The following is a 13798-nucleotide window of genomic DNA, read 5'->3' as shown; positions in this document are numbered from 1 at the left end:
TATCCGGTGAATCGTACAATGTGAGATTTTAGATGGCGCGCGTAAGGCGCTGCTGCTTTACAAAGGCCTGAAAGGCGTCCAGGCTCAGGTGATTCACGACATCCTGTCGTCTCAGCCCGGCCTTGCGCGCCACCATCACGCCGTAACGCGAGTCACGCAGCCCGGACAGCACGTGCGCGTCAGTGTTGATGGCAAACTGCAAGCGTCCCCGCCAGCGCAGCACCTCGCGCCAGTCGAGGTCGAGACGGTAAGGGTTGGCGTTGATCTCCACCACCGTACCCCGCTCGCTGGCCGCCTGCAGCACGGCGTCCAGATCGAGTTCGTACGGAGGGCGGCGCAGCAGCAGGCGTCCGGTCGGGTGGCCCAGGATGGTTACCAGCGGATGCGACACCGCCCGCACGAGCCGCTCTGTCTGGCGCGCCGCGTCGAGCTGGAAGTAGCTGTGAACGCTGGCGACCACGTAATCGAGATCGGCGAGGACTTCGTCGGGATAGTCGAGCGAGCCGTCTTCGAGGATATCTACCTCCGCTCCGGCCAGGATCGGTAGGCCCGCACGCTGCAGTTCTCGCACTTCCCGCACCTGCTCGCGCAGCCGTTCGATGCTGAGGCCGCCCGCGTAGTGTGCGCTCACTGAATGGTCGCCCGTACCCAGATAACCCTGGCCCTGCGTCACCCGCCGGGCTTCCTCGGCCATTTCGCGGAGGCTGGCAGTGCCGTCGGACCAGGTCGAGTGGGTGTGCAGCAGCCCCAGGATGTCTTCGCTGCGCAGCAGTTCTTCTGCAGGGGGCAGCTGATCGATGCCATACCGCTGGTGTTCCTCCTCACGGTACTCGGGAGGCACGAAGGGCACTTCGAGCGCCGCGAAAACATCCGCCTCATCGGGCGTCGGAATGAGCCTTCCCTCACGCCGCAGGCCGTGGCTGTCCAGGGTGAAACCACGCTGCTCGGCGTGTCGCAGCACCTCTGTGCGCAGTGCGCCGCCCGTACACATCAAATCGAGGGCGCCTCGCGTCTCGGCGCTGGCGTAGCCGACCTCGACGGGAACGCCGTTCACCTCGCCCTGCCAGGCCGGGTGCGGAGCGTGCCTCAGGTCGCTGACCAGTCCATCGAGGGCTGAACGCACCGCGTCACGCTCTCCGGTCACCGTGAGGTCCACGTCGCCCGCGCTTTCCAGACCGCGCCGGAGGCTGCCCGCCACGCACGGCGAAAAGCCCGAGAGCGAGCGGCAGAGCTGCTCGGCCACCGTGCAGGCAGTCGAAAGGTGCTGGCGGCCCTGCGCACGCAAGGCGAACTCGACGTTTTCCAGGATGGCCGTCTGGCTTTTGGCGCCAAAGCCCTTGAGGGCCGCGACGCGTCCGTCAAGACAGGCTTCACGCAACTCCTCGAGGGAGCTGACGCCACTGCGCCACAGGGCCTGAATCTTTTTCGGTCCCAGTCCACGCACCCGAAAAAGACTCAGGACCCCCGGCGGCACGAGCGCGGCGGCCGCTTCGAAACTGGGAAGTTGCCCGGACACGGCGTATTCGCGCAGCTCGGCACCCAGGGTGGCACCAATACCACGCACACCCCGGAAACCGCGTTCCACGACGTCCTCGAAGGGTTCTTCCAGGGCCTCGAACGAACGCGCCGCCGCCGCGAAGGCCTTGACCCGAAAGGGGTCTTCGCCCAGCAGCTCCAGCACGTCGGCGGTGCCCTTGAGTACGCTCACCACCTGCTTTTTATCCACGCTGCGCCTCACTGTCCTCTTCCTGCAGAATGCGCGCCTTGAAGGTGACGACCCGCGCGCCTTCTTCCAACAGGAGCTGCCGGGCGTCGCCCAGGCGGTAGCCGACTTCTTCCGGGGAGTGCGCGTCGCTGCCCAGCACGAAGGGAATGCCGCGCGCGACCGCCTGATAGGTCAGTTCGGGTGAAGGATAGGCTTCCCCGACTACCTTGCGCCACCCGGCCGTGTTGAAATCGAGCGCCAGGCCCCGCGCGGCAATCACATCCAGCGCTGCCAGGGCGGGCCCGTCCTCAGGAGCGCGCAGACCGAATTTCTTGGGCAGATCGAGGTGACCGATGGCGTCGAAGAGGCCGCTGCGTGCGGCGCCTTCGATGAGCGCGTAGTAGCTGCGGTACAGCGCGCCCGGGTCACGGCGTTCGTACTCGTCCTGAAATTCGGGATTGTCAAATCCCCAGGCGCCGATGTAGTGCACGCTGCCGATGACGTAATCCCACTCGTGGGCGCTCAGGACTTCCTCGATCCAGTGCTCGGTGCCGGGATGAAAGTCGGCCTCGAGCCCCAGACGCACCTCCAGCCGGCTGGCAAACGCGCTCTGGGCTTCGCGGACCGAGCTGACATAGTGGTCGAGCTGATCGCGGCGCATGCGCCAGGGCGCGTCGTACCAGGCCGGCATGGGCATGTGGTCCGTGAAGGTGATTCCGGCCAGGCCGGCGTCGAGCGCGGCCCGCGCCATTTCCAGCGGGGTGCCGGTGGCGTGCTGGCACAGTGGAGTGTGCATGTGTGAATCGAAGTACAGCGCGGACGGTCGGTTTTTGAAGTCTTGGGGCATGGGCGTCGTGGGCCCATGCTACCCCTCCGGTACCCGCGAGAACACGCGAAGCCGGAGGGTCAGTCCGGTGAGGACGCAGCGCTCAGGGGCGGCACCGCTACCGGGCGGCCCTGATCGTCCACCGCCACGAACACGAAGGTGCCGCTGGTGGCCAGCTGTTGCTCGCCGCTGGCCAGCTGTTCGCGGTAGACGTCGACGCGCACGGTCATGCTGGTCCGGCCCACCCGGGTGACCTCGGCTTCGAGCGCCACGGCGTCCCCGGCGCGAATGGGCACGTGAAAATCGACGCCATCCATGCGGGCAGTGACCACTGCGCGGCGGGAATGGCGCACGGCAGCCACCGACGCTGCCTTGTCCATCAGGCTCAGCACGAAGCCGCCAAAGGCCGTTCCGAGGTAGTTGGTGTCCTTGGGAAACACCAGCTCCAGCATTCTCGCCGAGGAGCGAGGGGCCAGCGTACGCGGGGTGGGAGAGTCCATGGCCTGAGTCTAGCGGCCTCGCCCCCGCATCCGTTGGGAAGTGCGCGCCCGCACGCCACCTTCTCCATGCGTTCTCCTAAGAGACCTGTAAGGGAAGAGTAAGGTCAATAGGAGTAAGGAATAAGGTAGCTACCAGAAAGGAGTGCTCGAATAGAACTGGTGATCAGAGGCGTTTTCGTTCTGTGGGTGGTGCTTCCGCACTTGCTTCACCTCTAGAAACTTGATAGACTTGCACTCAACTTTCTTGGGCAAGAGCCTCGTCCCCAACCCGCCTCAAAGGAGCGATACATGCCCGCAGCCAACACGCCAAGTGAAGGGATCCAGAGCCACACCCCGTTGCCCCGCAACATGCCGGTCTGCCCGGTGCGCGGCAGCGTTATTTATCCCACCATGGTCCAGCACATCGATGCGGGCCGCGCGCTGTCCATTGCCGCCATCGACGCGGCGATGAACGAAAACAAGGTCATCATGATCGTCTCGCAGCGTGACAAGGACCTCGACGATCCTGATGTCGACGATCTGTATGAGATCGGCACTGCCTGCTCGATTCTGCGGGTGCGCAAGAATCCGGACGGAACCCTGCAGATGCTGGTTTCGGCCCTGTCGCGCGTGCGCGCCTCCCATTACAGCAAGGGCGAGTTTCTGCGCGCCGACGCACAGGCCATCGAAGTCGAGAATGGCGAGAGCGTCGAACTCGAAGCGCTGTCACGGGAACTCGAGACGAAATTCGAAGCGCTCATTCAGGGCGGCAAGTTTATGGCTCCCGAGACGGTTCAGCACATTCAGAACCTCGAGGACCCCGGCCAGATCGCCGACCACATTGCTTTCAACATGGACTTCAAGCTCGAGGACAAGCAAAGTGTTCTCGAAGCCGTGTCCCTCACCGAGCGCCTGCGCAAGGTGCTGACCCTGCTGGACGCCGAAGCCGAAGTGCAGAGCGTACAGCAGCGCATCCGCCAGCAGGTCAAGGAAGAAATCGACCGCAATCAGCGCGAATACTATCTGCGCGAGCAGATGAAGGCCATCCAGAAAGAGCTTTCCGGCAACGAAGGCGAGGAAGGCGACGAGGCCGAGGAGTTCCGTGCCAAGATTGAAAAGCTCGGCCTGAACGCTGACGTACGCAAGGAAGTGGACCGGGAAGTCAACCGCCTCGCGCGCATGCACCCTGACGCTGCCGAAGCGGGCGTCATCCGCACTTACCTCACCTGGATCACCGAGCTGCCCTGGAGCAGCCGCAGTGATGACAGTCTCGACATCGTCGAGGCAGTCAAAATTCTCGACGAGGACCACTACGGTCTGGAGAAGGTCAAGGACCGTGTGCTGGAGTTCCTGGCGGTGCGCCGCCTTCGCAAGGAGCGCGCCGAGCGGGGCGAGATCGACGCGGCCGAGGTCAACAAGGGACCGATTCTGGTGTTCACCGGTCCTCCTGGCGTCGGTAAGACCAGCATCGCGCAGTCAATCGCCAAGTCACTCGGACGCAAGTACGTTCGCATCGCCCTGGGCGGCGCGCGAGACGAGAGCGACATCCGTGGTCACCGGCGCACCTACATCGGCGCCATGCCCGGGCGCATCGTGCAGGGCATGCGCACGGCGGGCACCAAGAACCCGGTGGTGCTGCTCGACGAGATCGACAAGCTCGGCTCCAGCTACCAGGGTGACCCCAGTGCGGCGCTGCTGGAAGTTCTCGACCCGGCACAGAACCAGCACTTCACCGACCACTACCTGGGTGTTCCCTTTGACCTCAGCGAAGTGATGTTCATCGCCACCGCCAACTATCCCGAGCAGATTCCGCCCGCGTTGATGGACCGCATGGAAGTCATCGATTTCTCCAGCTACATCGAGCAGGAGAAACTGGAAATCGCCAAGCGTTACCTGCTGCCGCGCCAGCTCACCCAGAACGGCCTGAAGGGCAACCAGATCGCCATCACCGACGCGGCGCTCGAAAAGCTCATCAGCCACTACACGCGCGAAGCGGGCGTACGCAACCTGGAGCGCGAGATTGGCACTGTCGCCCGCAAGGTTGCACGCCGCATCGCCACGGGCGAGCTCAAGCGCGCCAAGGTGACCGACAAGGAACTCGAGAAGTACCTCGGTAACGCGCGCTACACCCCCGAGCACGAAGCGCGCGAGGACATGGTGGGCGTATCCACCGGTATGTTTTATACCCCGGTGGGCGGTGACATCCTCTTTATCGAGACCTCGGTGATGCCCGGCAAGGGCCTGGTGCTGACCGGGCAGCTGGGCGACGTGATGCGCGAATCCGCGCGTGCCGCGCTGACCTACGCCAAGACCAACTCCGAGCGTTTTCACATTCCGCGTGAACGGCTCGACGATTCCGAGATTCACATTCACGTGCCGGCTGGGGGCATTCCCAAAGAAGGTCCCAGCGCCGGAACGACCATGAGCGTGAGTCTCGTATCGGCCCTGACGGGTATCCCGGCGCGCCGTGACGTCGCCATGACCGGCGAAATCACGTTGACCGGGCGAGTGCTGCCCATCGGCGGCCTGAAGGAGAAGGTGCTGGGCGCACGACGTGCGGGCATCCGGCACATCATTCTGCCCAAGGCAAACGAGGGTGATCTGCGCGACATCCCGGCGCACCTGCGGACCAGCATGACCTTCCATCCCTGTGAGACGCTCGACGAGGTGCTCGACGTGGCCCTGGTGGGTGGTCTGCAGGCGCTGGAACGGCGTGGTTCGACCGCCAAGCGCAAGCCTGCCCGCCGCAAGAACGACGCCGGCGCCAGCGCCTGAGTTTCAGGACCCCGAGCACGCTCGGGGTCCTGTCTTTTCAGCCGCTCAAGCCGCGCGGAGCGCTCAAGTGCACGTTCTTTGTCTTTCTGTCATTCTGAATGCACGCTTCACCGCACACTTCGACTGCGGATACCGGGAGGTCCATGCACAAGGCATTTGCCGCCAGCCATACCAGGAGTAGGCCGTGACCGCGCCCCTCACCTACCTCGTTGCCAGCCCTCACATGGTGGGCACCATGTTCGAACGCGCCGTGGTACTGCTGCTCGAACACTCTGCCAACGGAGCCATGGGGCTGATTGTCAACTTGCAGACCGAGATGCCGATCGGAGAACTCCTCGCCATTGCCGAGGGACGCACCGACCACGCCTTTTTGGGTGGCCCGGTCGAGCCGCAGGTCGGCTGGTGCCTGTATGAGACACCGACCGGTAAGCCCGGCGAATTGCGTCTGGCCGCGACCCTGCACGTCACCTCGGGCCTGGAGGTCTTGCAGGAGGTGCTGGAGCAAGGCGGAGAGTTCATGTTGCTGCTGGGCTACGCGGGCTGGAGCGCCGGACAGCTGGAGCTGGAGACCCGGGCGGGCAGCTGGGTGTTTCTGGAGGCCGGACCCGAACTGGCGCTGCAGATTCCAGCCGAAGAACGCTGGGATAAAGCCTGGGAGCTGCTCGGTGTCGACCCGCACAGCCTCGCGAGCGGTGGCGCGCAGGCCTGAGAAGCCGCCCTCAGGCCTGCAGCTTGCGCGAGCGCTTCTCGGCTTCGACAGCGCGTTGCAGCTCCTGAATCTGTCGGAGCAGATTCATCTGCTCGGTAGGAGCGGCCGCCATCACCTGTTTTTTCAGCATGGCCAGCTCCTCGCGCATCTCATCAATGGTCAGTTTGCTCTCGATTTCGCGTCCCGCGCGCAGGGCAGACTCGGCGACCTTTTCCTCGAAGACCCGGGCGTTCTCGCGGCCGATCAGGCCGGGAGTGCGCGCTTCGAAGAGCAGCCGGATCAGCACCTGCTGCTCGGGCTGACCGTCGAAGCTGGCGATGATTTCCTCGGCACTGCTGGTGCCGCGCGCGGCCAGCATGACTTTTCTGACCGTTTCGTTGCGCCAGGCGCGTAAGCCGTCGAGCTTGTCGAGCAGCTGGGGATTTTGCAGGATTTCGCGCAGCAGGCGCAGTTCGCCTTCCTGCTCGTCGGGCTGCTGTTGCATGCCGCTGATCTGCACGTCGCTGAGGGTCTTGCGCTTGGCTTTGCTGGCAATCCACTCCAACAGCGCCTCCGGTTTGATGCCCAGCACCTCACAGACCCGCGCGCGCATGCGCTCGGCCACCTCGTCGAGGGGGTCTTGTGATTGCATGCGCGGCAAAAGGGTTTGCAGAATGCCGCGCTTGCCGGCTGTCGTGCTGAGGTCGTGCTGCGCGAGCGCGCTCGCCACCCGGTACTCGACCTCGTCCATGCCACCCGCCAGGGCGCCCCGCAGAATTTCGGTGCCGCCGGCCAGCAGGGTATCAGCCGGGTCCTTTCCGTCTGGAACTGTCAGTGCCCTCACCGCGAAGCGCGAGCCGATCACCTGATCGAGTCCGGCCAGGGTGGCGCGCTGCCCGGCGGCGTCGCGGTCGAACAGCAGCGCCAGCGAGCGTACTTCCTGGCGCTGCAGCAGCGTGGCGTGCTCGGCAGTGAGCGCGGTTCCCAGGGTCGCCACAGCGGTGCCGAACCCGTGCTGATGCATGGCGATCACGTCCATGTATCCTTCGACCACCACCAGCTCCCCACTTTTCTGGGCCAGCGCGCGCGCCTTGTCGTAACCGTAGAGCAGCTCACCTTTTTTGAACACTTCGGTTTCGGGAGTGTTGAGGTACTTGGGTTTCTCGTCGCCCAGCACCCGTCCGCCAAAGCCCACCAATCGTCCCAGGTGATCGCGGATCGGAAACATCACCCGTCCACGGAAGCGGTCGTACAGGCGGCCCGTTTCGGCGTTTTCGGACAGCAGCCCGGCGTCCAGAAGCTGTCGCTCGCTGATCCCTCGCGCTTTGGCGCGTTTGAGCAGGCCGTCCCACTCGCCGGGCGCGTAGCCCAACTCGAAGTGCTCGATGGTTTGCTCGGTCAGACCGCGCCGCTGAAAGTAGTCAGTCCCAACTCCCGGCAGGTGCTCACGGAAATACTCCAGCGCAAAGGCGTTCACATCGTACAGATCGCGCGAGGCTCGCTCTCCGTACGTCGCTTCGAGGGTGATACCGGCACGGGCGGCGAGCTTTTTCATGGCGTCGCCGAACTGCAGGTTTTCCACGCGCATCAGAAACGAGAAGGCGTCTCCGCCGGCCTTGCAGCCGAAGCAGTAAAAGTACCCCTGGGTGGCGTCGACCTGAAACGACGGGGTTTTTTCCTTGTGAAAAGGGCACAGGCCCTTGAAACGACCTTGCCCGACCGGGGTGAGCTGAACGTAATCACCGACCAGATCGGCGATGCTCAACTTTGCACGGATTTCCTCTTTGCTGCCCATGCGCCCCTGCCTTCGCTCACCCCGCCTTGCCGTGCTCGCCCCCGGTGAGGCCACCACCGTGGACCATCACGCTGCTCCTCATGTGACGTCGATGCCAGCCCGCCCTGTCGGCCTGGTGAAGTGAGGTTGAGAGCGCCCACCCTCAGTGTGGCGGGTAAGGTCCTCAGTGTACATCCCGGAATCCTTAGGGTAAAGAGCCGATTTTGTCGTGCTGGTGCACAAAATTCACAAGTGCGCTGGGCGCGGGAAATCCTGCGGCGCGTCTTCCCGACGCGCGCCTGGCCGTAACCTGGCCGTAAAAAGCCGGGTGCGCTCAACGCGCACCCGTGCAGAAAAGGGTTTGACTCAGTTGCTCAGAAAGCGGCCTTCGTCCTCGTATCCGGTGTAGGGCAACCCCAGGTGATCGTAGGCGTGGGCGGTCACCACCCGGCCGCGCGGCGTACGCTTGATGAAGCCCAGCTGGATCAGGTACGGCTCGTACACGTCCTCGATGGTGTTGGCGTCCTCGCTGAGCGCGGTGGCCAGCGTATCCACGCCGACCGGCCCACCCGAGAAGCGGTGGACCATCGCTTCGAGCATCTTGATGTCGCGCTCGTCCAGGCCCGCCGAGTCGAGGCCGAGCTTGTCGAGGGCGTCCTGTGCCCGCGCCAGGCTGATGTTCTTCTCACCGGCCACTTCGGCGTAATCACGTACCCGGCGCAGCCAGCGCTTGGCGATCCGCATGGTGCCCCGCGAACGCGCGCCGATCTCGATGGCTGCTTCCTCGTCGAGTCCGTAGCCGCTCAGGCGCGCGTCACGCAGCAGGCCGGTGGCGAGTTCCTCGGGCGTGTAGTACTCCAGGTGCTCGATGATTCCAAAGCGCGAACGCATCGGTGCGGTGATCAGACCGGGACGGGTGGTGGCGCCGACCAGCGTGAAACGCGGAATGGGCAACTCGATGGTGCGGGCTGCCGGGCCCTGACCCAGCACGATATCGAGCTTGAAATCTTCCATCGCCGGATACAGGTGCTCTTCGGCGACGCGTCCCAGGCGGTGGATCTCGTCGATGAACAGCACGTCACCCTCTTCGAGACTGTTTGTGAGGATGGCCGCGAGGTCACCGGGCTTTTCGATGGCAGGGCCACTCGTGACGCGGATATTGACTCCCATTTCATACGCAATGATGTGCGACAGGGTGGTCTTGCCCAGTCCGGGGGGCCCGAAGAGCAGCGTGTGATCGAGGGCTTCGCCGCGTCCTTTGGCCGCCTTGAGGTACACCGCGAGCTTTTCTTTCAGTCGGCTTTGCCCCACGTAATCCGAAAGGCTGCGGGGACGTAGCGTGAGATCAGCTTCCATGAGGTCATATTACGCTATATCCGAAATTTGTGCGAGTTTCTCGGCTTTAGTGGAATCGGACCTGATATCGGTGGGCCGGGGTGGGCTTGGTGCTGCGGGCAGGGCAGCTGCCCTGCCCCGTGAAGCTCAGTACCGTCCGCGTGCCAGCGCTTCGAGATCGCGGGTGATGAGGCCCTCGGCCAGGTCCTGCTGGGTATAGACCCGGCGCATTCGCCCGGCGCGGTCGATCACGGCCACGGTATCACCGTGGCTGAAGCTTCCCTCGCCTGCCTGGGCGGCATAGACGTAAAATCCCTTCTGCATGGCCTGCAGCGCCGCAGGTTTGCCGGAGAACCCGACGAAGTCAGCATGAAAGCGGTCAAGGTAATCACGCAGCTGCCTGGGTGTGTCGTGCTCGGGGTCCACGGTCAACAGCACGACCTTCAGGTTCGAGCGCTCCGGCTCAGACAACTGCTCGTAGGCGCGGGCCAGCACGCCCAGGGTGGCCGGGCAGACGTCCGGGCAGCGGGTGAAGCCGAAAAACACCAGGCGGGTCTGGGCGGTGAGGTTTGACAGGCGGCTCGGCCTGCCCTGGTCATCGACCAACCCTTCGTCGGGCACCAGGGGGCGGGTGTCCACCTCGGTGCCACCCAACGGCGCCAGATAGGTCCGGTAGGCCAGGACACCGCCCAGCGCGAGCGCGACGGTCAGCAGCAAGGTGGTCAGCAGGCGCAGCATGCCGCGAGCCTAGCGGCATGCTCAGGGCGAAGTGTCCCCATGCACTGCCCTTCCAACCAGACGGCTTCGCAATGACACCTGGAAAACCTCAGTGTGTCAGCAATTCGCCGCGTAGCACCGTCACGGCCTGCCCGGTCAGATTGACGCGGTCACCCAGAACTTCCACGGTCATCTGCCCGCCACGTTCCGACAATTGGCGCGCCCTGAAACGGTGGCCGCCCAGCCGGGCAGCCCAGTACGGACCTAAAGCACAATGCGTCGAGCCGGTCACCGGATCTTCGGGAATACCTACGCCGGGAGCAAAATACCGCGAGACGAAATCGGCGTTCTCGTGTTCACTTTTGGCAGTGACGACCACGCGCCCCGGCGCCAGGACCGCCAGCGCCACCAGATCAGGGGTGAGTTCCTGCACTTCACGTTCCGTGCGCGCCTCCACGAGAAAACGTGTTTTCGTTCGGCCGATGAAATTGGCTTTCCACAAGCCCAGCACTTCCAGCAGGCCATGTGGAGCGATCGTCTCCTGCACGCTCTCCACCGGAAAATCCAGTTCGATGCCCGCCGGGCTGCGCCGCGCGGTCAGCGTGCCACTGCGGGTTTCGAAGATGGCCGGAGCACGCTCAGGCAGCAGACCACATTCCCACAGCACGTGCGCGGAAGCCAGGGTGGCATGCCCGCACAGATCGACTTCGACTTTTGGGGTGAACCACCGCAGCTGCGAACTCTCGGCCTGGGTCCACACGAACGCGGTCTCCGAGAGGTTCATTTCCCGGGCCACCTGTTGCAGCCAGGCGTCGGATCGCGGTGAATCCAGCAGACAGACTGCCGCCGGGTTCCCTTGAAACGCCACGTCAGTAAAGGCGTCGACCTGAAACAGGGGAGTGGAAGAAGGCATGAGCAGACCTTACCAGCTCTGTCGCACCAGCTCCGTAACTCCGCTTCAGCCGAACCCCTCGGTTCGCGCGTTGGTGCAACCAGGTGGCACATTCCCAAGAAGCGTGCCCGGGTGGATGCCCGGGCACGCTGGTGAATGGTCGCAGGTTACGCCGAGGGCGCTACCAGATGTAGAAGATCGCGAGGATGAAGATCCACACGACGTCCACGAGGTGCCAGTACATCGCGGCCGGTTCGATGGACCCGTGGTTGTGCTTGTCGAGCTTGCCGGTGAGCGCCTGGTAGTACGGCAGCGCCACGCCCGTCGCGCCGATCAGGATGTGCAGACCGTGCAAACCGACGATGATGAAGAAGCACGATTGCCACAAATTCTGGCGCCAGTCACTCTCCGTTCCGAAGACCACAAACTCGAAGATCTGGAAGAGCGTGAAGATCACGCCGAGCATCAGGGTAATGAACAGGCCCAGACGGAAGCGGGTGGCTTTGCCTTTGCGCAAATCGGTTTCGGCCTGATGAATTACCCCAGAGGACGCCACCAGGATCAGGGTGTTCAGCGCGGCCAGCCAGATCTCGGGGCGCTCGACCGGTGGGACGGCCAGACCGGTGACGCGCAGGTATACGTATCCGGCAATCAGCACGGCGAACAGACCGACTTCGGAGACGATGAACCAGGCCATGGTCAGCCACCCGTTGCCGTACTTCGTCAGGTGGTGGTGATGAACTGGCACCGCGTACTCGAACGTGCCTGCCCATTTGAACAGCGCATAGAGGAAGAAGGCCAGACCGCCGTAGATGGTGATCGTATTGACCGCGTCATACGCGGTGCGGAACCCACTGTTGAACCAGCCATAGCTCAAGCCGTAACCCATGATGATCAGGCCGAGGGCCGACATGAACGGCCAGGGAGTACTTTGTGGCAGATGAATGCTGGCCGGATCAACGGGCTTCAGCTTCATGCCTTGCTTTTCCCAATCGTACAGGGGACGCTCGGTCGGGAAGGTTTTGGGGAAATCGTGCGCGAAGTTGTAGTGGGCAGGCGGGCTGGAGGCCGTCCACTCCAGCGTGTAGCCGCCCCACGGGTTCGGACCGAGCGTCGCGGGTTTGCGAAAGCTCTGAATGAAATTCCAGACCATTACGATGCTGCCTGCCAGCAGCAAGAAGGCGCCGATACTCGAAGCGAGATTGAGTTCGCTCCACAACACATTGCCTTCAGGGTAAGTGTAGTAACGACGTGGCATACCCAACAGGCCCAACAAGTACTGCGGCAGAAAGGTCAGCCAGGAGCCCACCATAAACAGCCAGAAATTCCACATTCCGAGCTTCTCGTCCAGAAAACGCCCGGTCATCTTCGGCCACCAGTAGTACAGGCCGCCGAACACCAGGAATGCCGTGCCGAACATCATCACGTTGTGAAAGTGTGCCACCACGTAATAGCTCTGGGTCACCTGGTAATCGAAGGGAATCATGCCGAGAGACACGCCGGTGATGCCGCCGATCAGGAAGTTGAACACGAAGCCCACCACCCAGTAGGTAGGCGTGCGCATGATGAGCCGTCCGCCCCACAGGGTACCGATGATGTTGAAAATCTTGACGCCGGTGGGAATGGCAACAATCAGGGTGAAGAGCGCGAAGGCAAACTGCCAGGTGTCAGGCAGGCCGAAGGCAAAGATGTGGTGTACCCACACCAGCAGCGAAGCAAGCGTAATGCCCAGCAGCGAGTACACCATCACGCGGTAGCCGAACAGTGGCTTGCGGGCCATGGTGCTGGCGATCTCTGCGGCAATCGCCAGGTAGGGCAGCAGCATGACGTAAACCGCCGGGTGCGAGTAGAACCAGAAGAACTGCGTCATGAGAGTCGGCACGCCGCCAATCTGCGGATTGAACATGCTCAGGCCGATTTTCAGTTCCAGGTACGTGACGAGCGCCGCGGCGGTCAGGCCACCCAGCGAAATCAGCTGCAGAACTGAAGTGGAGAAAATGCCCCAGGCGAAGATCGGCATTTTCCACAGGCTCATCCCGGGTGCCCGAAGATTGAGAATGGTCGCTGCGAAGTTCGCGCTGCCCAACAGGGACGCGATGCCGTTGAGGGTCAGCGCCACCATCAGGGTGCTGGTACCAATCGAGTTACGCGGATCGACCGAGAGCGGGTAATAGAAGGTCCAGCCGACGCCGGGCGAGCCACCGTTGACGGCCGAGGTCCCGAGCAAAATCAGCGAGAAGATGAAAAGCCATACCGCGAAGTTATTCAGCCGTGGCAACGCCACGTCCCGGACGCCCAGCATCAATGGCAGGAAGTAGTTCCCGAAGCCGAACAGACCCGCCGGAATCAGGAAGAAGAACACCATGATTGCGCCGTGGGCGGTCAGCACTTCGTTGTAGGCCTGTCCGATCAGGAGATTGTTGTTCGGTACCGCCAGCTGCGTACGCATCATGACGGCCAGGAGGCCGGCGATCGCAAAGCCGAACATTGACGTGACAAGGTAAAGAATGCCGATTTTCTTGTGGTCGGTGGTGGTTATATAGTCCCACAGCACCGCCGTGAAGCCCGGGCGCGCGTCAGAGTGGGAGGGTACGTGTACGGCCATTC

At 63.2% G+C, this 13798-nt stretch carries 10 protein-coding genes; 2 read left to right on the top strand and 8 right to left on the bottom strand.

From position 1 onward, the window contains the following. Positions 1 to 28 precede the first annotated feature (28 nt). The 3 genes from DEIPE_RS02725 to DEIPE_RS02715 form a co-directional block, all read right to left on the bottom strand. Entirely contained in the window at positions 29 to 1726 is a 1698-nt protein-coding gene (locus DEIPE_RS02725; protein WP_015234461.1) for a helix-hairpin-helix domain-containing protein, read from the bottom strand. Further along, positions 1719 to 2501, bottom strand: a complete 783-nt coding sequence (locus tag DEIPE_RS02720) for a histidinol-phosphatase HisJ family protein (RefSeq protein WP_041231109.1) — start codon at positions 2499 to 2501, stop codon at positions 1719 to 1721. The genes DEIPE_RS02725 and DEIPE_RS02720 overlap by 8 nt, the downstream gene beginning before the upstream one ends. Positions 2502 to 2611: 110 nt before the next feature. Beyond that, a complete protein-coding gene (locus DEIPE_RS02715) occupies positions 2612 to 3031 on the bottom strand; it encodes an acyl-CoA thioesterase (protein ID WP_015234459.1) in 420 nt (139 codons plus the stop codon). Positions 3032 to 3319: 288 nt separating this feature from the next. Here DEIPE_RS02715 and lon point away from each other — a divergent pair, with 288 nt between their 5' ends. Continuing rightward, on the top strand, positions 3320 to 5785 hold the full coding sequence (gene lon, locus DEIPE_RS02710; RefSeq protein ID WP_015234458.1) for an endopeptidase La: 2466 nt from the start codon (positions 3320 to 3322) through the stop codon (positions 5783 to 5785). Between the two features lie 184 nt (positions 5786 to 5969). Beyond that, the gene (locus DEIPE_RS02705) at positions 5970 to 6494 is read left to right on the top strand and encodes a YqgE/AlgH family protein (RefSeq protein WP_015234457.1); all 525 of its coding nucleotides are present in this window, start codon (positions 5970 to 5972) and stop codon (positions 6492 to 6494) included. A gap of 10 nt (positions 6495 to 6504) precedes the next feature. Here the strand turns inward: DEIPE_RS02705 and dnaG are convergent, their stop codons facing one another. The 5 genes from dnaG to DEIPE_RS02680 all read right to left on the bottom strand — a co-directional run bounded on the left by dnaG (position 6505) and on the right by DEIPE_RS02680 (position 13796). Beyond that, a complete protein-coding gene (gene dnaG, locus DEIPE_RS02700; RefSeq protein ID WP_015234456.1) occupies positions 6505 to 8268 on the bottom strand; it encodes a DNA primase in 1764 nt (587 codons plus the stop codon). A 345-nt stretch (positions 8269 to 8613) separates the two neighbouring features. Continuing rightward, on the bottom strand, positions 8614 to 9603 hold the full coding sequence (gene ruvB / locus DEIPE_RS02695) for a Holliday junction branch migration DNA helicase RuvB (protein ID WP_015234455.1): 990 nt from the start codon (positions 9601 to 9603) through the stop codon (positions 8614 to 8616). A gap of 126 nt (positions 9604 to 9729) precedes the next feature. Then, on the bottom strand, positions 9730 to 10320 hold the full coding sequence (locus tag DEIPE_RS02690; RefSeq protein WP_015234454.1) for an SCO family protein: 591 nt from the start codon (positions 10318 to 10320) through the stop codon (positions 9730 to 9732). Positions 10321 to 10408: 88 nt separating this feature from the next. Next, a complete protein-coding gene (locus tag DEIPE_RS02685; protein WP_015234453.1) occupies positions 10409 to 11212 on the bottom strand; it encodes a PhzF family phenazine biosynthesis protein in 804 nt (267 codons plus the stop codon). Between the two features lie 160 nt (positions 11213 to 11372). Further along, positions 11373 to 13796 carry a cbb3-type cytochrome c oxidase subunit I gene (locus DEIPE_RS02680; RefSeq protein WP_015234452.1) on the bottom strand — a complete coding sequence of 808 codons (2424 nt, stop codon included), beginning with the start codon at positions 13794 to 13796 and terminating at the stop codon, positions 11373 to 11375. Positions 13797 to 13798: the final 2 nt, after the last annotated feature.

It is taken from the genome of Deinococcus peraridilitoris DSM 19664 (assembly GCF_000317835.1).
In the GTDB taxonomy this organism is placed as follows: Bacteria; Deinococcota; Deinococci; order Deinococcales; family Deinococcaceae; genus Deinococcus_A; species Deinococcus_A peraridilitoris.
The sequence above is the reverse complement of the archived record's forward strand: the minus strand, read 5'-3'. Positions and strand labels throughout refer to the sequence as shown.

Coding starts and splice junctions, on each gene's coding strand:
- DEIPE_RS02720 (WP_041231109.1), bottom strand. CDS start 2,501: ATGCACACTCCACTGTGCCAGCACGCCACCGGCACCCCGCTGGAAATG.
- DEIPE_RS02715 (WP_015234459.1), bottom strand. CDS start 3,031: ATGGACTCTCCCACCCCGCGTACGCTGGCCCCTCGCTCCTCGGCGAGA.
- lon (WP_015234458.1), top strand. CDS start 3,320: ATGCCCGCAGCCAACACGCCAAGTGAAGGGATCCAGAGCCACACCCCG.
- dnaG (WP_015234456.1), bottom strand. CDS start 8,268: ATGGGCAGCAAAGAGGAAATCCGTGCAAAGTTGAGCATCGCCGATCTG.
- ruvB (WP_015234455.1), bottom strand. CDS start 9,603: ATGGAAGCTGATCTCACGCTACGTCCCCGCAGCCTTTCGGATTACGTG.
- DEIPE_RS02690 (WP_015234454.1), bottom strand. CDS start 10,320: ATGCTGCGCCTGCTGACCACCTTGCTGCTGACCGTCGCGCTCGCGCTG.
- DEIPE_RS02685 (WP_015234453.1), bottom strand. CDS start 11,212: ATGCCTTCTTCCACTCCCCTGTTTCAGGTCGACGCCTTTACTGACGTG.
- DEIPE_RS02680 (WP_015234452.1), bottom strand. CDS start 13,796: ATGGCCGTACACGTACCCTCCCACTCTGACGCGCGCCCGGGCTTCACG.